Genomic DNA, 21974 nt, shown 5'->3' on the forward strand with positions numbered 1-21974 from the left:
GCGCCCGACTGGGCGGCTGGACCGGCTACTACGGCAAGCCCGGCCCCATCGTCATGCTACGCGGTTGGCGCAGCCTCCAGGACCGCAAATGCGGCTGGACCCTGGCTAACTTACAGGCCACCCTCAGACATGTGTGAATCTGCTAGCCCTGTGGGAGAGGGTGGCCCCAAGGAGTGGGGTCGGGTGAGGGGTCGAAAGACCTGTCCGCCGCGATCAGCCGGAAGGCCGGTCGCGCTGGTCATCGTTTGGCTGGTCATCGTTTGAGAGACCCCTCATCCGACGCCCTTCGGCCGCCACCTTCTCCCGCAAGGGGAGAAGGATCTTAGCTCGGAAATCCGCCCGCCCGCGCAAGCGAAGACGCCGGGGCCTTGCCCAGGCGCTCGCTGATGTCGCGGCCAATCCCGATCAGGGCCGAGAGGTCGTACCCGGTCTCGAATCCGGCCCGCTCGAGCATGTAGACCAGATCCTCCGTCCCGATATTGCCGGTGGCGTTGGGCGCGAAGGGGCAGCCGCCCAAGCCGCCGACCGAGGCGTCAAGCACGTCGACCCCGGCTTCGACGCTGGCGAAGGCGTTGGCCAGGCCGGTGTTGCGGGTGTCGTGGAAGTGCATCCGCAGGCGCACGTCGGGCGCGGCGGCGCGCACGGCCTCGATGCGGGCGCGGACGGTCCAGGGGTCGGCGACGCCGATGGTGTCGGCGATGGCGATCTCGGCCACGCCCAGGGACGCGGCCTCGCGGGCGATGGCCACGACCTGGTCCTCAGGCACCTCGCCGTCGAACGGGCAGCCGAAGGCCACCGAGATGGTCGCGGTGATCGGCGGGCCGCCCTCGACCGCCTGGCGCTCGACGATGGCGGCCAGGGCGTCCATCTGCTGGGCGCAGGTGGCGCCTTGGTTGGCGACGCCGAAGCCGTCGGTGGCGCAGACCACCACATTGGCCTCGTCGCACTGGGCGGCCACGCAGCGCTCCCAGCCGCGCATGTTCAGCACCAGGCCGATGCGTGAATGGACGAGGTCGGCCGGTAGGGCGGCCATGATCTCCTCCGCGCCGGCCATCTGCGGCACGCGGTTGGGATTGACGAAGGACACCGTCTCGATCCGCTTGGCGCCCGCCGCCTCAAGCCGACGGATCATCGCCAGCTTGTCATCGACGGTCAGCGACAGTTTCTCGTTCTGTAGCCCGTCGCGCGGACCGACCTCGACGATCTGAATGAAGCGGCTCATGGGGCGCTCTCCGGTTCGGGAAGCGGGACGCCGCCGTCGATCTCGGTCTCGGGCTGGGGCGCGCCGCGATAGAGGGTCAAGCGCTCCTTGTCGCCGTCGGAATAGTCGAAGCCCTCGACCACGCCCGCTGGTCGCGCGACCTCTCCCAGCGCCATCAGGGCTGCGCGGAAAGCGGCCTCCTGCCGGCCCTCGACCACGGCCGGACGGCCCTGGGCCACGGCCTTGGCGGCGCCGGCCGGGTCGGTCAGTTCGGTGGTGGTGCCCAGCAGAAAGATCATGCTGGGCTCGGCATAGCCGGTGACAGCCACCGGGCCGGGCGCGCCGGCGCGCGGGGCCATGTCGGCCTTCTCCAGCGCCGCCTCCAGGCGCGGGGCCAGCAGCAGCGGCTCCAGGCGCGGCACGAGCCCGGCGACCAGGGCGGCATGGGCCAGAATGCCCAAGGCCCCGGCCGTGAACAGGGCGATGGCGGCGGTCTTGCGCATCAGCAACACGCCCCCGACGATCCCGGCGGCGGCGAACAGCAGGGCGGTGACCGCCGTCCAGGCGATGTCGGACCGGTCGCCATATTCGGCCTGCAGATAGATCGCCACCGCCGCGAAGACCAGGCCAGCGAGCGCGCTCAGCACCGCGCCGATCAGCCGCGAAATGCCCCCCGAGGGCGCGCGCAAGGTCGCCGCCATCAGCATGGCCAGGGCCGGTACGGCGGGCAGGGTGTAGTGGGCGAGCTTGGTGGGCAGCAGTTCGAACACCAGCCAGGTCGGGATCAGCCAGCACAAAGCGAAGCGCACCCCGGCCTCCTTGCGCCCCGTCCAGCCCAGGGCCACGCCCGAGGGCAGCAGCAGGGTGGCGGGGAACATCAGCAGGAAGGCGGCCAGGGCGTAGCTGCCGAACGGCGCGCCGTGGCTCTCCTGACCGCCCGCCAGCTTGGGCGCCAGGTCGCTGGCCACCGCGGTGGACCAGAACGCCCCGTCGGTGGCGATGGTGATCATGGTCGCCCAGGGCAGAACGATGGCGGCCAGCAGGATCAGTCCCCAGCCCCAGCCGAGGTCCTTCAGCCACGGGGCCTTGCGGTCCCAGGCCCACAGTGCCGCGATGCTCAGCATCACCACCATTAACCCGACCGGACCCTTGATCAGAACGCCCATCGCCAAGCCGATCCAGAAGGCCAGCTTGGTCCAGCGGTTGACGCGCTCACCGTTCAGATGGGCGGCGTAGATCTGCGCCACGGCGGCCATGGCCAGGGTGGTGAAGCCGCACAGGGCCGCGTCGGTCTTGGCGATGAAGGCCTCGGTCGACAGCAGGATCGTCGCGCCGAGGATCGCGCCCGACAGCAGGCCGGTCTTGGGGCCCAGCAGCGCCGCCGCTCCCCAGGCGCAGGCCGCCGCCGCCAGCATGGCCCCCAGCAGCGAGGGAAGGCGATAGGCCCAGACGCCCCGGTCCTCGGGCGCGGAAAAGGCGGCGACGCTGGCGGCCTGCAGCCAGTGGATGCCCACCGGCTTCTTGAAGCGCGGCTGGTCCTGGAACCTGATGACCACCAGGTCGTCGGTTTCCAGCATCTGGGCGGTGGCCTGGGCGAAGCGTGATTCGTCTCGGTCGAGCGGCGGCATGGCGAAGACGCCAGGCAGGCCGGCGATCAGCGCCACCAGGGCCGCCAGCAGCGGTCCCCGCCACCCGCGGCTCCAGTCATCCAGGCGAGATTCGAGTGTCATGGTTCTGGAATAGCACGATCCTTTATCCTGGCGACTTTTGCGGTATTAGAGGGCGATGACCGCCTCGACCGCCGCCGCAGCGCCCGACTATTCCATCGTTGTCCCCGTCTTCGACGAGGGCGGCGCGGCGCCGGCCCTGGCCCGCGAGATCGCGGCGGCCTTCGCGGGAGAAAGCCACGAGATCATCTTCATTGACGACGCCAGCCGCGACGACACCCGCGCGCTGCTGGTCGCCCTGAAGACCGAGATCCCGCAGCTGCGGGTGCTGAGCCACCGCAAGAATTCCGGCCAAAGCCGCGCCGTGCGCAGCGGCGTGCTGGCGGCCCGCGCGCCGATCATCGTCACCCTGGACGGCGACGGCCAGAACGATCCCGCCGACGCGCCTCGTCTCGCGAAAGCCTTGAAGGCGGCGCCGGACGACCTGGCCCTGGTCGGCGGCGAGCGGGTCAAGCGCCAGGACAGCTCGGCCAAGCGCTTCGCCTCGAAGTTTGGCAACGGGGTGCGCAAGCGCCTGCTGAAGGACACCGCCAACGACACCGGCTGCGGGCTCAAGGCGTTCCGCCGCGAGGCCTTCCTGCGGCTCCCCTATTTCGACCACATCCACCGCTACATCCCGGCCCTGATGCTGCGCGAGGGCTACCGCGTCGATTTCCAGCCCGTGAACCATCGCCATCGCGAGAGCGGGGTGTCGAAATACACCAATTTCGGCCGGCTCAAGGCCTCGGTGTCCGACCTGCTGGGCGTGATGTGGCTGCAGACGCGGCTGCGCAACCCGCAGGGCGTGGACGAAGCCTAGAGAAAGCCGCGCGATATAGGAATCGCACGGCTTGCTCTAGACTTTTGTTTTCGCATCGCTTTTGCGGAAAACCGGTGGCCACTTTTCCGCGCGATGCTCTAGGCGCTTCGCGCCTAGCGCTCGCCTTCCAAGCGGTCGCAGCTTCACCGCGCGCCCGAAACCGGTTAACCTTGAAGTCGCGCCATCCTGGGGGAGAGCCAAACATGTTCGCCGCGTTTCCGCTGCTGGCCTTGCCGGTGTTGATCTACAACCTGATCGTCCTGACCTTCGCGGGCGGCTTCGGCTCGAACGCCGCTCAATACCGCCTGGCCGAGCAGCTGTTCACCATCCACATGACCTCCAAGGCCGACTGGGTGGTCAGCCTGGGCGACCTGTTGCTGGCGGCATCCTTGGTGGTGCTGTTCGTCGAGCTGCTGAAGTCGACGACCAGCCGCAAGATCGCGATCATCAACCACTCGCTGTCGATGGTGCTGTTCATCCTCTGCCTGGTCGAGTTCCTGCTGGCGCCCGCCTTCGGAACCTCGGTCTTCTTCCTGCTGACAGTGATGGTGCTGCTGGACGTGCTGGCCGGCTTCATCGTCACCATCGTCTCGGCCCGCCGCGACGTGGACTTCAGCGACGCGCATTAGTTTCACGGTCGGGGACATGCCCTTGCGGCATGTACCCATGTTCAAGCGACACACCCGCCGGTAGGGACACGCCGCAAGGGCATGTCCCCAGCTCTAGGTCAGCGCCGTGAAGATCAGCGTCACGACGGCGATGTCGAAGAAGCGGGTGGCCAGGGTGAGCAGCATGGGAAACTCGCGAGACGGTTACCCACGAGTTAAGCAAGACTGGCGCCAACCCGTTCCGGCGCGCTAGCTTCCGCCCATGGCGCTCTTCTTCGATCAGGCCTGGTACGATGAACGGCTGGCCGAGCGCGGCCTCGCCCGCGCGGTGCTGGCCGCCGTGGCCGGCATGAGCGGCGAGGAGCTGGCCCTGGCCTACAAGGACCAGCGCGAGCTGACCGCCGCCCAGATCGCCGCCTTCGCCGAGGTTCTGGGTGTTTCGCTGGCCGAGGCGGCGCGCCGGGCGGGCGTAGGCGCGCATGCGGCCTCGCCGCCGGCGGGGCTGTCGCTGGACCAGAAGGTGGCGTCGCTGGAGCAACGGGTCGCGGCTTTGGAAGCCGAACTGGCTCGGCTAAAGTCCTAGATCTCGGTCTTCTTGATCAGGCCGGCCCGGGGGCGACGGTCGGCCGGGCCGGAATATTCCGTGCCGAGATAGGTCGAACGCGCCGCGTCGAGCACTTCCTGCCCACCGCGCAGCCCGCGCTTCTGGCCGCTCTGGCCCATCACGTGGGCGGCGAAGGTGGCGAAGGCGCCTCGGCCCCTATTGGTATTTTTGGGAGGGGGCGGGTGGGGAGCGGGCGCCTCGTCACGCACGAACGTCACGTCCTCACCGTCCGCTTCGGGGCGGTCGGTGTCGCGAGGCGCGGGCAACGCCCGGCGCGCGGCTTGGACGCGGCGGATAGGGTCGATCGGACCGTTCATGGTGAAGAGATAACGCCGCGAGCGTTAAGAACGGATCAGTCGGCGTGGTTAAGGGATCGTGGCAAGGCTGCGTCCTTCGAGGCCCGCTTCGCGGGCGCCTCAGGATGAGGATCTTTTGCTCTGAATTCCTCATCCTGAGGTGCGAGGCGAAGCCGAGCCTCGAAGGACGCAACACGCCCCCTAGGGCTTGGTCGCCAGCTTCTCGATCTGCTGCTGCATGGCCTCAAGCTGGCGCTTGAGGTCGGCCAGCGAGTCCTCGCTGGGCGCCGAGGCCGGCGTGGCGGGCGGCGGCGGTTCGGCCGGCGTGGCGGCGGGCGCATCCTCGGGGCGGGCATAGGCGAAGGGCGAGAACATCTTCATGGCCCGGTCGAACAGCGCCATGTTCTGACGAATCTGGTCTTCGTAGACGCCGATCGTGGGCATGCCGACGGCGGGGATGCCCTTGACGGGCGTCAGGCCGGCGAATTGGGTGCGCATCCGCTCCTGCTGCTTGGTGAAGCTCTCCAGCGACATTTCCAGATAGCTGGGCACGAAGGCCTGCATGGAATTGCCGTAGAAACCGATCAACTGGCGGAGGAACTGGATCGGCAGCAGGTTCTGGCCGCCGCCGCGATTTTCCTCTTCGAAGATGATCTGGGTCAGCACCGAGCGGGTGATGTCGTCATTGGTCTTGGCGTCATAGACCACGAAATCCACGCCCTCCTTCACCATGTCCGACAGGTGTTCCAGCGTGACGTAAGAGGAAGACGCTGTATTGTAGAGGCGACGGTTGGCGTATTTCTTGATGACGACCTTGGGGCCGGCGGCTTTTTCGCCGGGCGCGCGGGCCGATGGCGTTTCGCCGTTTTCGTTGTTCTCGGACATTTCGTTCCCTAGGACAGCGTTGTCTCCGCCTTTTCGCACCGCACTATCGCGAATGCAAAGGCATGACGCCAGTGCCGCTGACGCTTGGCGCGCGCAACATCCCGTGAAAATGTGACGGTGACGAACCGTGCCGGTTTAGGCATGGTGGCGCCGCACTGCAAAATCATGGGCGCCGCAACTGCGAGAAGCGCCCGGAAATACGTTGGGAGCTTCTTCGCCATGAGCGACATCGTCATCGTTTCCGCCGCCCGCACGCCGGTCGGCTCGTTCCTCGGCGCCCTGTCCAGCCTGCCGGCCCACGAACTGGGCAAGATCGCCATCCAGGCCGCCGTTGAGCGCGCGGGCATCAGCGCCGCCGATGTCGACGAAGTGATCCTGGGCCAGGTGCTGCAGGCCGCCGCCGGCCAGGGTCCGGCCCGCCAGGCCTCGGTCAATGCCGGTATCCCGGTCGAAAGCCCGGCCTGGAGCCTCAACCAGCTATGCGGCTCGGGCCTGCGCGCCGTGGCTCTGGGCGCCCAGCAGATTGCCGCCGGCGACGCCAATATCGTGGTCGTGGGCGGCCAGGAGAGCATGAGCCAGGCGCCGCACGCGCAAGGCTTACGAAACGGCCAGAAGATGGGCGACCTCAGCTTCGTCGACACCATGATCAAGGACGGCCTGTGGGACGCCTTCCACGGCTACCACATGGGCCAGACCGCCGAGAACATCGCCTCGCGCTGGCAGATCACCCGCGAAGCCCAGGACCGCTTCGCCGTCGCCAGCCAGAACAAGGCCGAGGCCGCCCAGAAGGCCGGCAAGTTCGACTGCGAGATCGTCCCGGTGACCATCAAGGGTCGCAAGGGCGACACGGTGGTCAAGGACGACGAGTTCATCCGCCACGGCGCGACCTATGAAGGCATTTCCGGGCTCAAGCCGGCCTTCACCAAGGACGGCTCGGTCACCGCCGCCAACGCCTCGGGCCTCAATGACGGCGCCGCCGCCCTGGTGCTGATGAGCGCCGACGAGGCCAAGAAGCGCGGCCTGACCCCCTTGGCGCGGATCGCCTCGTGGGCCAATGCCGGCGTCGAGCCCGAGATCATGGGCACCGGCCCGATCCCGGCGTCCAAGAAGGCTCTGGAAAAGGCCGGCTGGACCGTCGCCGATCTCGACCTGATCGAGAGCAACGAGGCCTTCGCCGCCCAGTCGCTGTGCGTGGTGCAGGAGCTGGGCCTCGATCCGGCCAAGGTCAATGTTAACGGCGGGGCCATCGCCATCGGCCACCCGATCGGCGCCTCGGGCGCGCGCATCCTCACCACCCTGGTCCACGAGATGAAGCGTTCCGGAGCCAAGAAGGGCCTGGCCACGTTGTGCATTGGCGGCGGCATGGGCGTGGCCATGTGCGTCGAGGCGGTCTGACGATCCCGAACCGACAAACGTCGCTGCGATGAATTTCCATGACGGCCGGCGGCAAGGGCTTGTCCCGCGCCGCCGGCCGCGTGCAACCATAAGAAACTTCAGGGAGAGAATTTGATGGCGAGAGTGGCTTTCGTGACCGGCGGCACCCGGGGCATTGGTCGGGCGATCTGCGAGCGGCTGGTGGCCGACGGAATGAAGGTGGCGGCCGGTTATTCCGGCAATGAGGAGGCCGCCGCAGCCTGCGCCAAGGACCTGGGCGTGATGGTGGTGAAGGGCAATGTCGGCTCGTTCGACGACTGCGCCGCCGCCGTCAAAAAGGTCGAGGCCGAACTGGGCCCGATCGACGTGCTGGTCAACAACGCCGGCATCACCCGCGATGGCATGCTGCACAAGATGACCTATGAGCAGTGGTCCGAAGTCATCCGCGTCAACATGGACAGCGCCTTTAACATGACCCGTCCGGTCATTGAAGGGATGCGCGAACGCAACTGGGGCCGGATCGTCAATATCAGCTCGATCAACGGCCAGAAGGGCCAGATGGGCCAGACCAACTATTCGGCCGCCAAGGCCGGGCTGATCGGCTTCACCAAGGCCCTGGCCCTGGAGAACGCCAAGAAGGGCGTGACCGTCAACGTCATCTGCCCGGGCTATATCGACACCGAGATGGTCGCCGCCGTGCCGGAAGCCGTGCTGGCCTCGATCATCGCCGGCATCCCCGTTGGCCGCCTGGGCAAGGGCGAGGAGATCGCCGACATGGTTTCGTTCCTGGCCGGCGAGCGCGCCGGTTTCGTCACCGGCGCGACGCTGACCCTGAACGGCGGGCAGTACATGGCGGCTTAAGCCAGCGATTCTAGAGCTGAAAAAGGCGTGTCATCCCGGAGAAGGCCCGCAGGGCCGCAGATCCGGGACCGCCGGAAGCGCGGCGTTCACGCTTCGGTCCCGGATCGGCGTGCTACGCGCTTGTCCGGGATGGCAGCGTTTGTTTTGGCGATGAGGCCAAGGCGACACCACCCTTGACGAGCGTCCTCCCGCCCGCTCGACTGACCGACCGACGGAGGTGTTGCTCGCAAGCGACACTGGGGGCTCCGGGGTAAGGCGTGGCGGGAACAAGGTCTTTGGCGTCCAAGATTCGCCCCAGTCGACGATCATGACCATGGGCATGAAGAGTCTATCGGCGGCGACGACGAGGCCAGGGGGGAGGCCAGGGGGGAGGCCAGGGGGGAGGGCGATCCTGTTGGCGCTCGCCCTGGTGGCCAGCGCCGGCGCCGCGCACGCACAGAACGGGCACAGCCTTCGCGACGCGCTGTTTGGCAGTCGCGGGGCGTCGGACACCCGTAGGGCGGCCCCGCCCGCCGTCGCCCGCTACGTCTCCGAAACCGGCAGCGCCTTTATTCTGGATCGCGGCGCGTCCCAGCCGCTGATGAAGTTCGAAAACAGCTCCGAGGTCTGGGTGCTGTCCGCCCAGCCCGCGCCGCGCGGCGACACCATCTACAAGAACGAGATGGGCGAGCCCGTCCTGCGAGCCAGCAAGCTGGGCGGGATGACGCTGTTCACCGCCGAGCGGCCGGCCGGCGACGCCGCCGCCCTGACCGGCAAGGCCACCTCGATCCAACCGCCGACCGTGATCTCCGTCAACCTGCTGTTCCAGCGCCTGCTGCAGGCCAGCGCCCGCGCCAGCCGCGCCGCCCAGCACCGCATCGCCTTCGAAACCGTCGATGACGCCACTCCCGCCACCTCGGTGCTGGTGGCCGACACCGCCACGGTCACCGCCGAGGCCTTCGAGAAGATGGCCCGCAACGGCGACCGCAACCTGCTGGCCCGCGTCGTCCGCGTGCTACTGGCCGAAGGTCGCAAGCCCGGCGTCAACCTGAAGGGCAGCGACCTGATCGTCACCTACGCGCCGGACAAGGGGCTGTCGGGCCGGCCGTCGTCCAAGCGGATCATCAAGATCGTCAACCGGTAGCGGCCGCCGTCGTGGACCCCGCCGCCGCGCGCCGGATGGACGGATCGGGCTTCAGCGGCGAGCGGTGCTTCCCGGTTGCGCCCGGTCATCGGTGTCGGCCCGGCCCCGATGGGACTGAGCGAGGATCAGGGCACGGGTCGCGCCGCCTGATGTTCGGCGCGCGCGGCGATCCACACGGCCTTGGCCGCGTCGATGTTCATGCAGGCGATGACGAGGCCCACGACCACATCCGGCCAGAACGAGCGCGTGAACAGGGTGATGACTGCGGCGAGGATGATCGCCACATTAGCCAGCGCATCGTTGCGCGCGGACAGGAAGGCCGCCTTGGTCAGGCTGCCGGCGTGACGGCGAAAACGCGCCAGGGTGAAGGCGCAGAACAGGTTGACCACCAGGGCTCCGGCCCCGGTGATGGCCAAGGGCAGCGCCTCGGGCGGAACCGGGTCCGCGTACTTTCGCCACACGGCCCAGAAGAAGGCCGCCGCAGGGATCAACAAAACGCCCGCCAGGGCTGATCCGACCCATGCGCGTCGCTGGAGGCTCCAGCCAAGCGCCACGAAGATCAGAAAATTGACGGCGGCGTCCTCGAGGAAATCGACGCTGTCGGCCAGTAGCGACACCGAACCGATGTGCAGCGCGACGGCGAGCTCAACGCCGAAATAGGCAAGGTTCAGCGCCGCGACGAGCAGGACGGCGCGGCGAAGGCCGCTTTCGAGGGCCATTTACGCCATTCCTATTCGGACGCCGCGCCTAAACTGCGGTGCCCCCAACCGTCAGTCCCGTGATCTTCAGCGACGGCTGGCCGACGCCGACCGGCACGCCCTGGCCGGACTTGCCGCAGACGCCGATGCCGGGGTCGAAGTCGAAGTCGTGGCCGATCATCGTCACCTTGGTCAGGGCGTTGGGGCCATCACCGATCAGGGTGGCGCCCTTGACGGGCGCGGTGATCTTGCCGTCCTCGACCAGATAGGCCTCGGTGCACTGGAAAACGAACTTTCCGTTGGTGATGTCGACCTGGCCGCCGCCGAAATTGGCGCAGTAGAGCCCGCGCTTCATCGAGGCGATCATCTCGGCCGGGTCGTCGTTACCGGCCAGCATGCCGGTATTGGTCATGCGCGGCATGGGCATGTGGGCGTAGGACTGGCGACGTCCGTTGCCGGTCGGGGCCATGCCCATCAGCCGGGCGCTCATCCGGTCGTGCATGTAGCCCACGAGGATGCCGTCCTCGATCAGCACGGTGCGCTCGGTGGGGGTGCCCTCGTCGTCGATGGTCAGCGAGCCGCGACGGCCGGGCAGGGAGCCGTCGTCGAACACCGTGACGCCCTTGGCGGCGACGCGCTCGCCGATCCGGCCCGAGAAGGCGCTGATGCCCTTGCGGTTGAAATCGCCTTCCAGGCCATGGCCGACGGCCTCGTGCAGCAGCACGCCGTTCCAGCCTGGGCCGAGCACCACGTCCATCTCGCCGGCCGGGCAGGCCACGGCGTCGAGATTGACCAAGGCCTGGCGCAGGGCCTCGTCGACCTGCTCCTGCCACTTGTCGGGGCTGATCCAGGCGGCGAAGCCGGCGCGGCCACCGGCCCCCGAGGAGCCGGCCTCGCGCTTGCCGTCCTTCTCGACCGTGACCTGCACATTGACGCGGACCAGGGGCCGCACGTCGCGCAGCAGGCGGCCGTCGGCGCGCAGGATCTCGACGACGCGGCGCTCGCCGGCCATCGAGGCCATCACCTGGACCACGCGCGGATCGCGGGCCCGGGCGAAGGCGTCGATCTCCTGCAGCAGGGCGACCTTGTCGGAAAAGGCTGGCGCCGAGACGGGGTCGTCGTCGCCATAGAGTTTTTCATTGGTGGCGCGCGGGGCGTCGGCGTGGATCCCGGCATAGCCGCGGCGGGCCAGCTTGGCCGAATCGGCGGCGCGGCCGAGCGAGGCTTCGGAAATCTCGGTGGAGTGGGCGTAGCCAGCGGTCTCGCCCGCCACCACGCGCAGGCCGAAACCTTCGCCCGAATCATAGGAGGCGCTCTTTAGCCGCCCGTCGTCGAACACGAAGGACTCGCTTTCGGAGCGTTCGACGAACAGTTCCCCGTCATCGGCGCCGGCCAGGGCTTCGCCGAGAATCTGGCGGGCCCGTTCGGGATCGACGCCGGCGGCGGCCAGCAGGGACGGGGCGGTCATGAGAGCTGTCATGCCCCTAGAGGTAGGGGTTTCTTCCGCCCACGTCATCACCCGGGCGACGATTCGACGCCGGGGGCTCGTGGCGGATGCGATCGGGGACATGCCCAGGGGCATGTCCCCGTCCGTGAGTCCTACCAGTTCTGGTGCACTTCGCCGGAGCCGGCGACGTTGGAGACCAGGCTGGTCGGCTTGGTGATCACCTCGACCTCGCCGCTGCCGGCCACCTCGACCTCCGTCGCGCCGTGCGGGGCGATCTTGGCCTCGCCGCTGCCGGCCACGGCGACCTTGGTGTCGCCGGCGTCCAGGCCCCCGAGGTCGGCTTCGCCCGAGCCGGAGACCTGCAGGTCGAGCTTGGCGGTCTTGCCGTGGGCGCTGATGGCGCCGCTGCCGTTGATCTCCAGGTCCAGGGTGGGCTGGTCATAGGCCCGTACGTCCAGGTCGCCGCTGCCGTTCAGGGTGAAGCTGCGGACGGCCGGGGCGGTCACCTCGATGACCAGCGCGTCGCGGCCGCGCGAGATATGGATGCCGTGGCCGGTGACATTGATGTCGCCGGAGTCGTCGTCGCCCTTCAGGCGGATGCGGCCGTTCTCGACCTCCACCCGATCGACCAGGAACCTGGGCCCGGAGACCTTGATCGACGCGCCGGCGCCCGGGGCCGCCTGGGTGTAGGTGACGTCGGCGGGCAGGTCGATCTGCAGGGCCTCGGCGCCGGCCCAGGCGATCTGGCGCGTGGTTTCCTCGCGGTCGCCGGCGTTCACGCCGCCCGGCGTGATCGAGACATGGTCGTCGTCGTCGCTGACGTCGATGTGCCAGTCGTTCATCGGAATGGTCCAGCCGCGGGTCAGCAGCTCGCGGCCGCCCAGTGCCGCCGCGCCGCCGAAGCAGCCGAGGGCGAGGACGAAGCTGGCGACGGCGACGATGGTCAGGTTACGGATCATGGCGGTCCCCTCAGACCTGGGTTTCGATGGCCGGCTTCAGCAGCCGGTAGTGAAGACGCCCGTACCAGACCAGGCCGTTGACGAGCCAGATGGTCAGCAGGGTGGTGACGGCGGCCAGGGCGGTGGCGACGGCCATCAGTCCGATGCCCATCAGGAAGGCGACGGCGGGGCCGCCGGGCGGTCCGGCGAACGGCCCGACCGTGGCGACGAAGCCGCCGCCCACGAACACGCCGATCGCCGCCATGAAGAAGGCGAACAACGTCCCCAACACGCCCATCAGCAAGGGCAGCAGGAACAGAATGTCGATCGCGCCCAGACCCAACACCGCGAAGACGGCGCCGGCGGCGGCCGAGGGGTTCTTGACCTCTTCCCAGCGCTTGACGCCCTGCTCGGCGCGCTGTTCGCGAGCCAGCCGTTCTGGGTCGCCCAGGGCGGCGGCCACCTCGGCCTCGCTGCGTCCGGCCGCCTGGGCGTCGGCGAAGTGCGCCTCGTAATCGGCGACGATGTCGGCGATCGCGGAGGCGGGCATGCCGGCCAGGCCGCGCTTGAGGCGGGTGAGGAATTCGGCGCGCGTCATGCGGCGGCTCCCAAGATGTCTTCGACGGCCGTGGTGAACGCCGCCCATTCGGCCTTCTGGGCCGTGAAGCTGTTTCGCCCGGCATCGGTCAGGCGATAATATTTGCGCGGCGGGCCGCTCTGGCTCTCGACCAAATAGGTCTCGACCAGGCCGTCCGACTGCATGCGGCGCATGAGCGGGTAGATTGTCCCTTCCCCCATATCGATGTCCTTGGCGAGCTTGCTGGCGATTTCGTAGGCGTAGCTGTCGGCGCGTGACAGCAGGGCCAGCACGCACAGCGCCAGCACGCCCTTTTTCAGTTGAATTTCGATGGCTTCCGTCACGGCGTTGGTTTCCCGTTGCTGCATCCTTGTGACGCAAGGTAGTGCCTAATGCAAGGTAGCTGTCATTACATGTTAGTAATGACACGTAGGTCACCGATTGGCCGCTGTTGATAGCGGTTCTCAGCTAACGCGCCCGCCTTTACAGCACGGTGTTCGGCGAACACCTCTGGCGCTTGGCAAGGGGGATTTGAGCGCGTATGCACGCCGACGACCGGCTAGAGACGCCGGGGCAGGGCCGTCGATTCCACAAAGTCGATTGCCATTGTTCCATGTCACTGGTCGTATTGTGCATGTCGGCGCGGCGTGGGTTCGATGGACGCCAAATCGCCGCCGAAACGGGCCGTGAGGGATATGAAGGCAATTTTGGGGATGCGGCGGATGTTGGCGGGCGTAGCAGCCGTCGCCGCCACGACGATGGCGCTTTCGGGCGTATTCGCGGGGCAGGCGCTGGCCAAGAGCACCGAACTGCTGGGACAGCCGACGCCTGGCGCGATCGATCTGCAGCGCGCCGCGTCGCCGCTGAAGTTCGAGGCGATCTGGTTCCACAATGTCATCTTGATGCCGATCATCACGGCCATCACCTTGCTGGTGCTGGGCCTGATCATCTGGGTCTGCATCCGCTACAACAAGAAGGCGAACCCGGTTCCGGCCAAGTTCAGCCACAACACCACGGTCGAGATCATCTGGACGATCGTCCCGGTGGTCATCCTGATGGTGATCGCGATCTTCTCGTTCCGGCTGCTGTTCGCCTATAACGACATGCCCAAGCCGTACATGACGGTGAAGGCCACTGGCTACCAGTGGTACTGGGGCTACGAATATCCCGACCAGAAGATCAGCGAGATCACCTCGGTGCCGCTGAAGAAGGAAGAGGCCGCCGCCAAGGGCGTGCCTTACCTGCTGGCCGCCGACAAGCCGCTGGTCGTTCCGGTAAACCAGGTCATCCGCGTTCAGGTCACCGGCGCCGACGTGATCCACGCCTTCGCCCTGCCGGCCTTCGGCCTGAAGACCGACGCCATCCCCGGCCGCCTGAACGAAACCTGGTTCAAGGCAGACACCATCGGCGTCTATTACGGTCAGTGCTCGGAACTCTGCGGCGTCGAACACTCGAACATGCCGATCGAGATTCATGTCGTCAGCCAGGCCGACTTCGACGCCTGGGTGAAGTCCAAGACCGCGCCGCCCGCCGCACCCGCCACCGCAGCCGCTCCGGCGACCGCCACGGTGACCCCGGTCGCGACCGCCCCCGCATCCGCTCCGGCCGCGGCTCCCGCCGCGCCGGCGGTCTAAGATACGATTGCAGGATTAAGTCCGATGGCTCACGCCGCTGACATCGATCATCACGACGCGCACGATGCGCACGACGACGCTGATCACAAGCCGCCCTTCATCGCCCGCTGGTTCGGGTCGACGAACCACAAGGACATCGGCACGCTTTACATCATTTTCGCCATCATGGCGGGCCTGGTGGGCGGTCTGCTGTCGGGCCTGATCCGCTGGGAGCTGGCCGAGCCGGGCATCCAGATCTTCGGGCCCAACTCGTCGATCAGCCTGATGGGTCTCGTCGAGCAGTCCAAGCACGGCTACAACGCGGTCGTCACCGCCCACGCCCTGATCATGATCTTCTTCATGGTCATGCCGGCGATGATCGGCGGTTTCGGCAACTGGTTCGTGCCGATCATGATCGGCGCGCCGGACATGGCCTTCCCGCGGATGAACAACGTGTCGTTCTGGCTGCTGGTCGCCGCCTGGTGCCTGCTGCTGACCTCGATGTTCGTCGACGGCGGCCCGGGCAAGGGCTTTGGCGGCGGCTGGACGATCTATCCGCCACTGTCGACCACCGGCCACACCGGCCCGTCGATGGACCTGGCGATCCTGGCGCTCCACCTGGCCGGCGCCTCGTCGATCCTCGGCGCGATCAACTTCATCACCACGATCTTCAACATGCGGGCCCCGGGCATGACCCTGCACCGCATGCCGCTGTTCGCCTGGTCGGTGCTGATTACCGCCTTCCTGCTGCTGCTGTCGCTGCCCGTGCTGGCTGGCGCCATCACCATGCTGCTGACCGACCGCAACTTCGGCACCCACTTCTTCGACCCGGCCGCCGGCGGCGACCCCGTCATGTTCCAGCACCTGTTCTGGTTCTTCGGTCACCCGGAAGTGTACATTCTGATCCTGCCAGGCTTCGGCATCATCAGCCACATCGTCTCGACCTTCTCCAAGAAGCCGATCTTCGGCTATCTGGCGATGGCCTACGCCATGGTCGCCATCGGCTTCGTCGGCTTCATCGTGTGGGCTCACCACATGTACACCGTCGGCATGAGCATCAACCTGCGGGCCTATTTCGTCGCCGCCACCATGGTCATCGCGGTGCCCACCGGCGTGAAGATTTTCTCGTGGATCGCCACGATGTGGGGCGGCTCGATCAGCTTCAAGACCCCCATGCTGTGGGCGATCGGCTTTATCTTCTTGTTCACCGTCGGCGGCGTGACCGGCGTCGTGCTGTCCAACGCCGGCATCGACTACAGCCTGCACGACACCTATTACGTGGTCGCCCACTTCCACTACGTGCTGTCGCTGGGCGCGGTGTTCGCCATCTTCGCCGGCTTCTTCTACTGGTTCGAGAAGATGTGGGGCGTGAAGTACAACGAGTTCTTGGGCTGCCTTCAGTTCTGGATCATGTTCGTCGGCGTCAACGTGATCTTCTTCCCACAACACTTCCTGGGCCTGCAGGGCATGCCGCGCCGCTATGTGGACTATCCGGTCGCCTTCGCGCACTGGAACTACGTCTCGTCGGTGGGCTACGCGATCACCGCGGTGGGCGTGCTGGTGTTCCTGGTCATCCTGATCGAGGCCGCCATCCGTCGTCGCCCGGCCGAGGCCAATCCGTGGGGCGAAGGCGCCACCACCCTGGAATGGACCCTGTCGTCGCCGCCGCCCTTCCACCAGTTCAGCGACCCACCGGTGATCAAGGCCGACAGCCACTGAACCTGATAGACTAGAGACGCAAACGCGGGGGCGCGGGCCGGATGAAAATCCAGCCCGCGCCCTTCGCCCATCCAGAACCCGCGACCCTTAAGTAGACAAGCGACCCTTTCGTAAAATGGCCCAGCCCACTGTCCTGATCCCCGACGACGAGGCGACCGATACGGTCCGCCACGCCCGTTGGCAGGACTATTTCCAGCTGATGAAGCCGCGGGTGATGTCGCTGGTGGTGTTTACCGCCCTGACCGGGTTGCTGGCCGCCCGAACGCCGATCCACCCGTTATTGGGCGCCGTGGCGGTGCTGTGCATCGCCATCGGGGCGGGCGCCTCGGGCGCGCTGAACATGTGGTACGACGCCGACATCGACGCCAAGATGCGCCGCACGCGCGGCCGGCCGGTGCCCATGGGCCTGGTCAAGGGCGAGGAAGCCGCCACGCTTGGCGTGGTGCTCAGCCTGCTCTCGGTGATGCTGATGGGCATGGCGATCAACTGGCTGGCCGCCGGCCTGTTGGCCTTCACCATCGTCTTCTACGCCGTGGTCTACACCATGTGGCTCAAGCGCTGGACGGCCCAGAACATCGTCATCGGCGGTCTGGCCGGGGCCCTGCCGCCGGTGATCGGCTGGGCGGCGGCGACCGGTCACGCGCCGCTGAACGCCTGGCTGATGGTGCTGATCATCTTCCTGTGGACCCCGCCGCACTTCTGGGCCCTGTCGCTCTATATCAGCACCGACTACGCCAAGGCCGGCGTGCCGATGCTGCCCGTCGTCAAGGGCGCACGCGAAACCCGCAAGCAGATCCTGCTCTATACGCTGGTGCTGATCCCGGTGTGCCTGGCCCCGGTGTTCACGGGCCTGGGCGGGTGGCTGTACCTGGCGGTCTCGGGCCTGGGCGGCCTGGTGTTCCTGACCCTGGCCCTGCGCGTCTTCCGCAGCACGGCCGGCGACGCCGCTGATCCGCGTCCCGCCGACCGCGACCTCTATGAGGTCGGCGAGGCCGAGGCCAAGCGCGGCAAACCTGGCCAACGCGTGGTGGTCGGCGACGCCAAGCACGCCCGGAACCTGTTCGCCTTCTCGATCCTCTATCTGTTCGCCCTGTTCGCCGCCCTGCTGGCCGAGGCCGTGCTGGGCCTCAAAGCTCTGGAGCTGCTGTCATGACACGCAAGCCCGTCGATCCCGCCACCAAGGCGCGCAGCGGCCGTAACATCGCCCTGGGCCTGGGCCTGGTTGCCTTCGTGATCCTGGTCTTCGTCGTCACCCTCGTGAAGCTGGGAGGCAATGTTGGGCCCCACTTCTGACGACGGCCTCAAGCCCGAAGACCGACGCAAGATCGAGCAGGACAACAAGGTCGGCACGGCCGAGCGTCCGGCCAAGCGCAACCACCTCAAGGTCGCCGCGATCTGCGGCGTGGCCTTCTTCGGCATGGTCGGCGCGGCCTATGCCGCCGTGCCGCTGTACAAGCTGTTCTGCCAGGCCACGGGCTTTGACGGCACGGTGCGCAAGGCGGTGGCCAAGCCGACCAAGGTGCTCGACCGCAAGATCGAGATTCGCTTCGACGCCAATGTCCGCAATCTGCCTTGGGACTTCACCGCCCTGCAGACCAGCCAGACCGTCCGGATCGGCGATACGGGCCTGGCCTTCTTCAAGGTGACCAACCGCGGCGACAAGCCCATGACCGGTCGGGCGATCTACAATGTCGTGCCAGAGCAGGCCGGCCCCTATTTCCAGAAGCTGGAATGCTTCTGCTTTTCGAATCAAACCATCGCGCCCGGCCAGACGGTCGAGTTCCCGGTGGTCTATTTCGTCGATCCCGGTTTCGTCGATGACGTCGACACCAAGGGAAAGTCGGAAATCACGCTCTCCTATACCTTCTTCCCGGCCGTGCCTGACGCGGCGGGGGCGAAACAGGCGGCGGCGACGCCGCGCATCGTCGAACCCCTTGGCGGCAGGCCGCCGACAGGGCTATAGCGTTTCACACATGGCGTTTCGGCAGGGGGAAAACCGGCCGGCGCGCTTATAGGGATTATAGGGTTAGCACGCACATGGCCCAAGGCGCCGTCAAACACGACTATCACATCCTGCCCCCCAGCGCCTGGCCGTTCGTCGGTTCGCTGTCGGCCACCATGATGGCTATCGGCCTGATCGCCTGGATCAAGGGCGGGGTCTTCGGCATTGACAAGGGCCAGTGGTGGCTGTTCGCCCTAGGCATTTCGGGCGTGCTCTACACCTTCTTCGGCTGGTGGAGCGACGTCATCAAGGAAGCCAACGCCGGCGACCACACCCCCGTCGTCTCGATTGGCCTGCGCTACGGCATGGTGTTGTTCATCGCCTCGGAAGTGATGTTCTTCGTCGCCTGGTTCTGGATCTTCTTCGAGATGGCGCTCTTCCATCACCACCGCACCCTGTCGGGCATCGAGGAAGTCCGCGCCGCCTGGGCCACCTGGCCGCCGACGGGCGTCGAGGCCGTCTCGCCCTGGCAGCTGCCGCTGGTCAACACGCTCACCTTGCTTCTGTCAGGCACCACCATCACCTGGTCGCACCACGCCCTGCAGCAAGGCGACCGCAACGGCGCCAAGTGGGGCCTGATCCTGACCATCCTGCTGGGCGCGCTGTTCACCACCATCCAGATCTATGAATACAGCCATATCAATGGCGAGCACCTGTTCTACTCGGAAGCCGCCGCCAATGCCGGCCTTTACGGCTCGACCTTCTTCCTGGCCACCGGCTTCCACGGCTTCCACGTGTTCGTCGGCACCCTGTTCCTGATCGTCTGCCTGATCCGTCTGATGAACGGCGCCTTCACGCCCAAGCAGCACTTCGGTTTCGAAGCCGCCGCCTGGTACTGGCACTTCGTGGACGTGGTCTGGCTGTTCCTGTTCGCCTTCGTCTATGTGATCTTCGGCGCCCAGCACTAGCGCTCGCGCCTCCAAAGGGCCCGGACCGTCGCAAGGCGTTCCGGGCCTTTTTGGTTTCTGGGGTCTGATTGGGGACAAGCCCATGTGCCTGTCCGCGCGTTGCGGTGTAAGGAGTAGTCCCATGACCGCCCCCCACCCCAACCGCGTGAACCCCTACCTCGCCGGCGCGACCGGCCGCTGTCCGCACTGCGGCGAGGGGATGCTGTTCGACGGGTTCCTGAAGGTGGCCAAGACCTGCGACGCCTGCGGCTTCGACCTTGGGGCCCACGAGCCGGGGGACGGAGCCTCGACCTTCGTGATCCTGATCGCCGGCTTCCTGTGCGCGTTCGGGGCGCTGTTTTCGATGTTCGCCTGGCACTGGCCGACCTGGCTGCTGCTGGTGTTCTGGCTGCCGGTCACGGTGATCGCCAGCCTGGCCCTGATGCGCCCCGCCAAGGGCCTGATCGTCGCCGCCCAGATCGCCAACAAGGCCTCGGAGGCCGGCCGCCACGATGTCTGAGACCGCTCCCGCCGTTGCGCCCGACCGCCGCTTCCCGATCGGCCTGACGATCGCCACCCTGATCGCCTTCGCCATCCTCTGCGCCCTGGGCGGCTGGCAGATCAAGCGCCTGGCCTGGAAGGAAGACCTGCTGGCCCGGATTGAGGTGCTGAAGACCGCGCCCGCCCAGCCCCTGGCGACGGTGCTGGCTCGGGCCGATAGAGGCGAGGACGTCGCCTGGACCCGCGTCTCGGTCGATTGCGCCGCCGGCCGCTCTGAGACCCTGCCCCCCGTCTATGGCGTCCGCGACGGCGACATCGTCTGGCGCGCCACCGTCCCGTGCCCGACCACGACCCGTTCCTACGGCCTTATCCTGCTGGACCTGGGGGTGATCAAGGCCATGACCGGCCAGACGGCGCCGGGCCCCGTCACCCTGGCCGCTCCGGCCCACGCCGTCGGGGTGCTGATGGCCCCCAAGACCCTGGGCGGTGACCGCCAAGCAACTTTGCAGCGCTTCGCCGCCGACAAGCCCGCACCTTTCATCCTGATGGTCGAGACCGCCACGCCCGCGCCGCCCGGAATCACCCCCGCGCCCTTGCCGGCAGAAATTTCCAATCGGCACCTGGAATACGCCCTGACGTGGTTCGGTCTTGCCGTGACCCTGCTGTTTATCTATGCCGCCATGCTCTGGCGGAAGATGAGATCCTGATGCGTTACGTCTCCACACGGGGCCAGGCCCCGTCGATCGGCTTCCTCGAAGCGGTGCTGGCCGGCCTGGCCCCGGACGGCGGCCTCTATGTGCCAGAGCGCTGGCCCACCTTTACGCCTGACGAGATCGCCGCCTTCGCCGGCCAGCCCTACGCCCAGGTCGCCGCCACGGTGATCGGCAAGTTCGTCGGCGACGACCTGCCGGCCCAGGACCTGCGCGATCTGTGCGACGAGGCCTATGCCAGCTTCGCCCACACCGCCGTCGCGCCGCTGAAACAGCTGACCCCCGGCCGCCACCTGCTGGAGCTGTTCCATGGCCCGACCCTGGCCTTCAAGGACGTGGCGATGCAGCTGCTGGGGCGGCTCTATGACCATGTGCTGTCGCGCCAGTCGCGGACCATGACCATCATCTGCGCCACCTCCGGGGATACCGGCGGCGCGGCGGTCGAGGCCTTCCGCGGCCGCAGCCATGCCCGCATCGTGGCCCTGTTCCCCGAGGGCCGGATCAGCGAGGTCCAGCGCCGGTTCATGACCACGGCGACCGACAGCAATGTGGCCTGCGTCTCGATCCTCGGCTCGTTCGATGACTGCCAGGCCATCGTCAAGCAGGCCTTCCAGGACGACCAGTTCCGCCACGCAGTGGACCTGTCGGGCGTCAACTCGATCAACTGGGCGCGGATCGCCGCCCAGACCGTCTATTTCTTCACCGCCGCCGTCGCCCTGGGGGCCCCTGCCCGCAAGGTGGCCTTCGTGGTGCCGACGGGGAATTTCGGCGACGCCTACGCAGCCTATGTCGCCAGCCGCATGGGCCTGCCGATCGCCCGGATCATCGCCGCCACCAACTCCAATGACATTCTCGCAAGAGCCTTCGAGGAAGGCCGCTACGCCAGCGGCGGCGTCCACGCCACCCAGAGCCCGGCCATGGACATCCAGGTGGCCAGCAATTTCGAGCGGCTGTATTTCGAGGCCGTGGGCCGCGACGGGGTCGAGACCGGCCGCGCCTTCCGCGCCTTCGCCGGCGCGGGCGCGCTCGATATCCCGCCCAGCGCCCATGCCAAGATGCGCGACTTGTTCCAGGGCGCGTCGGTCAGCGAGGCCGACACCGCCAAGACCATCCTCTCCACCCTCAACGAGACCGGCGAGCTTCTGGACCCCCACACCGCCGTCGCCGTGGCCGCCGCCAATGTCCTGCGCCTGGCCGACCCGGCGACCCCGGTGGTGATCCTCGCCACCGCCCACCCGGCCAAGTTCCCGCAAGCCGTGCTGGCCGCCGCCGGCGTCAGCCCGGTGACCCCGCGCGCCACGCCGGACCACTCGAAGAAGCCGGAAAAGTTTGAGCGGCTGCCGGCTGATGCGGAGACGGTGAAGGCGTTCGTGCGGGTGTTCGCGAACGCCTGATCCTTCCTTC

At 67.3% G+C, this 21974-nt stretch carries 25 protein-coding genes and 1 pseudogene; 15 read left to right on the top strand and 11 right to left on the bottom strand.

From position 1 onward, the window contains the following. Nucleotides 1-322 precede the first annotated feature (322 nt). Complete coding sequence (locus tag ACP7AG_RS06985; RefSeq protein ID WP_426030293.1) at nt 323-1222, bottom strand: hydroxymethylglutaryl-CoA lyase; 900 nt, start codon at nt 1220-1222, stop codon at nt 323-325. Next, on the bottom strand, nt 1219-2931 hold the full coding sequence (locus tag ACP7AG_RS06990) for a phospholipid carrier-dependent glycosyltransferase (protein ID WP_426030294.1): 1713 nt from the start codon (nt 2929-2931) through the stop codon (nt 1219-1221). The genes ACP7AG_RS06985 and ACP7AG_RS06990 overlap by 4 nt, the downstream gene beginning before the upstream one ends. A gap of 55 nt (nt 2932-2986) precedes the next feature. On the opposite strand from ACP7AG_RS06990, the gene ACP7AG_RS06995 reads away from it, so the two are divergent. The 3 genes from ACP7AG_RS06995 to ACP7AG_RS07005 all read left to right on the top strand — a co-directional run bounded on the left by ACP7AG_RS06995 (nt 2987) and on the right by ACP7AG_RS07005 (nt 4918). Next, on the top strand, nt 2987-3727 hold the full coding sequence (locus ACP7AG_RS06995) for a glycosyltransferase family 2 protein (RefSeq protein WP_426030295.1): 741 nt from the start codon (nt 2987-2989) through the stop codon (nt 3725-3727). Between the two features lie 203 nt (nt 3728-3930). After that, nucleotides 3931-4356 carry a hypothetical protein gene (locus ACP7AG_RS07000; RefSeq protein WP_426011171.1) on the top strand — a complete coding sequence of 142 codons (426 nt, stop codon included), beginning with the start codon at nt 3931-3933 and terminating at the stop codon, nt 4354-4356. Nucleotides 4357-4597: 241 nt separating this feature from the next. Beyond that, nucleotides 4598-4918, top strand: coding sequence for a DNA-binding protein (locus ACP7AG_RS07005; protein ID WP_426030296.1), 321 nt, complete (start codon nt 4598-4600; stop codon nt 4916-4918). Here ACP7AG_RS07005 and ACP7AG_RS07010 read toward each other — a convergent pair. The 4 genes and pseudogenes from ACP7AG_RS07010 to ACP7AG_RS07025 all read right to left on the bottom strand — a co-directional run bounded on the left by ACP7AG_RS07010 (nt 4915) and on the right by ACP7AG_RS07025 (nt 6341). Further along, nucleotides 4915-5256, bottom strand: coding sequence for a hypothetical protein (locus ACP7AG_RS07010; protein WP_426030297.1), 342 nt, complete (start codon nt 5254-5256; stop codon nt 4915-4917). The genes ACP7AG_RS07005 and ACP7AG_RS07010 overlap by 4 nt on opposite strands. A gap of 35 nt (nt 5257-5291) precedes the next feature. Continuing rightward, nucleotides 5292-5432: pseudogene (locus ACP7AG_RS07015) on the bottom strand (hypothetical protein); the annotation flags it as partial. A gap of 4 nt (nt 5433-5436) precedes the next feature. Next, nucleotides 5437-6120 (bottom strand): polyhydroxyalkanoate synthesis repressor PhaR, encoded by a 684-nt coding sequence (gene phaR / locus ACP7AG_RS07020; RefSeq protein ID WP_426011174.1) that lies wholly within the window; start codon nt 6118-6120, stop codon nt 5437-5439. Nucleotides 6121-6128: 8 nt separating this feature from the next. After that, nucleotides 6129-6341, bottom strand: coding sequence for a hypothetical protein (locus ACP7AG_RS07025; protein WP_426030298.1), 213 nt, complete (start codon nt 6339-6341; stop codon nt 6129-6131). On the opposite strand from ACP7AG_RS07025, the gene ACP7AG_RS07030 reads away from it, so the two are divergent. The 3 genes from ACP7AG_RS07030 (at nt 6340) to ACP7AG_RS07040 (ending at nt 9478) form a co-directional block, all read left to right on the top strand. After that, nucleotides 6340-7515, top strand: coding sequence for an acetyl-CoA C-acetyltransferase (locus ACP7AG_RS07030; protein WP_426011176.1), 1176 nt, complete (start codon nt 6340-6342; stop codon nt 7513-7515). The two genes, ACP7AG_RS07025 and ACP7AG_RS07030, sit on opposite strands and share 2 nt — an antisense overlap. Nucleotides 7516-7629: 114 nt before the next feature. Beyond that, nucleotides 7630-8355 (top strand): beta-ketoacyl-ACP reductase, encoded by a 726-nt coding sequence (locus ACP7AG_RS07035; protein WP_426011177.1) that lies wholly within the window; start codon nt 7630-7632, stop codon nt 8353-8355. A 394-nt stretch (nt 8356-8749) separates the two neighbouring features. Continuing rightward, nucleotides 8750-9478: a DUF4908 domain-containing protein gene (locus ACP7AG_RS07040; protein WP_426011178.1), complete on the top strand. Its 729-nt coding sequence runs from the start codon at nt 8750-8752 to the stop codon at nt 9476-9478. Between the two features lie 125 nt (nt 9479-9603). On the opposite strand, the gene ACP7AG_RS07045 is transcribed toward ACP7AG_RS07040, so the two are convergent. From ACP7AG_RS07045 to ACP7AG_RS07065, 5 genes are all read right to left on the bottom strand, one after another. Continuing rightward, nucleotides 9604-10197, bottom strand: a complete 594-nt coding sequence (locus tag ACP7AG_RS07045) for a cation transporter (protein ID WP_426030299.1) — start codon at nt 10195-10197, stop codon at nt 9604-9606. Between the two features lie 28 nt (nt 10198-10225). Beyond that, nucleotides 10226-11656 (bottom strand): metalloprotease TldD, encoded by a 1431-nt coding sequence (tldD, locus tag ACP7AG_RS07050; protein ID WP_426030301.1) that lies wholly within the window; start codon nt 11654-11656, stop codon nt 10226-10228. Nucleotides 11657-11775: 119 nt separating this feature from the next. Further along, the gene (locus ACP7AG_RS07055; protein ID WP_426030302.1) at nt 11776-12582 is read right to left on the bottom strand and encodes a GIN domain-containing protein; all 807 of its coding nucleotides are present in this window, start codon (nt 12580-12582) and stop codon (nt 11776-11778) included. A gap of 10 nt (nt 12583-12592) precedes the next feature. Next, a complete protein-coding gene (locus tag ACP7AG_RS07060; protein ID WP_426011182.1) occupies nt 12593-13159 on the bottom strand; it encodes a DUF1700 domain-containing protein in 567 nt (188 codons plus the stop codon). Beyond that, a complete protein-coding gene (locus ACP7AG_RS07065) occupies nt 13156-13482 on the bottom strand; it encodes a PadR family transcriptional regulator (protein ID WP_426011183.1) in 327 nt (108 codons plus the stop codon). The genes ACP7AG_RS07060 and ACP7AG_RS07065 overlap by 4 nt, the downstream gene beginning before the upstream one ends. 351 nt (nt 13483-13833) lie before the next feature. Here ACP7AG_RS07065 and coxB point away from each other — a divergent pair, with 351 nt between their 5' ends. The 9 genes from coxB (at nt 13834) to thrC (ending at nt 21964) form a co-directional block, all read left to right on the top strand. Further along, entirely contained in the window at nt 13834-14772 is a 939-nt protein-coding gene (coxB, locus tag ACP7AG_RS07070; RefSeq protein WP_426030303.1) for a cytochrome c oxidase subunit II, read from the top strand. Between the two features lie 24 nt (nt 14773-14796). Then, entirely contained in the window at nt 14797-16470 is a 1674-nt protein-coding gene (ctaD, locus tag ACP7AG_RS07075) for a cytochrome c oxidase subunit I (RefSeq protein ID WP_426030305.1), read from the top strand. Nucleotides 16471-16585: 115 nt separating this feature from the next. Next, nucleotides 16586-17623, top strand: a complete 1038-nt coding sequence (gene cyoE / locus ACP7AG_RS07080; protein WP_426030306.1) for a heme o synthase — start codon at nt 16586-16588, stop codon at nt 17621-17623. Next, on the top strand, nt 17620-17763 hold the full coding sequence (locus ACP7AG_RS07085; RefSeq protein ID WP_426011187.1) for a hypothetical protein: 144 nt from the start codon (nt 17620-17622) through the stop codon (nt 17761-17763). The genes cyoE and ACP7AG_RS07085 overlap by 4 nt, the downstream gene beginning before the upstream one ends. A 31-nt stretch (nt 17764-17794) precedes the next feature. Then, nucleotides 17795-18433 (top strand): cytochrome c oxidase assembly protein, encoded by a 639-nt coding sequence (locus ACP7AG_RS07090; RefSeq protein WP_426011305.1) that lies wholly within the window; start codon nt 17795-17797, stop codon nt 18431-18433. 74 nt (nt 18434-18507) lie between these two features. Next, entirely contained in the window at nt 18508-19380 is an 873-nt protein-coding gene (locus tag ACP7AG_RS07095) for a cytochrome c oxidase subunit 3 (protein ID WP_426030307.1), read from the top strand. 121 nt (nt 19381-19501) lie between these two features. After that, nucleotides 19502-19879, top strand: coding sequence for a DUF983 domain-containing protein (locus ACP7AG_RS07100; protein WP_426011189.1), 378 nt, complete (start codon nt 19502-19504; stop codon nt 19877-19879). After that, nucleotides 19872-20567 carry an SURF1 family protein gene (locus ACP7AG_RS07105; RefSeq protein WP_426030308.1) on the top strand — a complete coding sequence of 232 codons (696 nt, stop codon included), beginning with the start codon at nt 19872-19874 and terminating at the stop codon, nt 20565-20567. The genes ACP7AG_RS07100 and ACP7AG_RS07105 overlap by 8 nt, the downstream gene beginning before the upstream one ends. Further along, nucleotides 20567-21964: a threonine synthase gene (thrC, locus tag ACP7AG_RS07110; RefSeq protein ID WP_426030309.1), complete on the top strand. Its 1398-nt coding sequence runs from the start codon at nt 20567-20569 to the stop codon at nt 21962-21964. Before ACP7AG_RS07105 ends, thrC begins: the two co-directional genes overlap by 1 nt. The last annotated feature ends 10 nt before the right edge of the window (nt 21965-21974 follow it).

It is taken from the genome of Caulobacter sp. DWP3-1-3b2 (genome assembly GCF_049896325.1).
Taxonomy (GTDB): Bacteria; Pseudomonadota; Alphaproteobacteria; order Caulobacterales; family Caulobacteraceae; genus Caulobacter.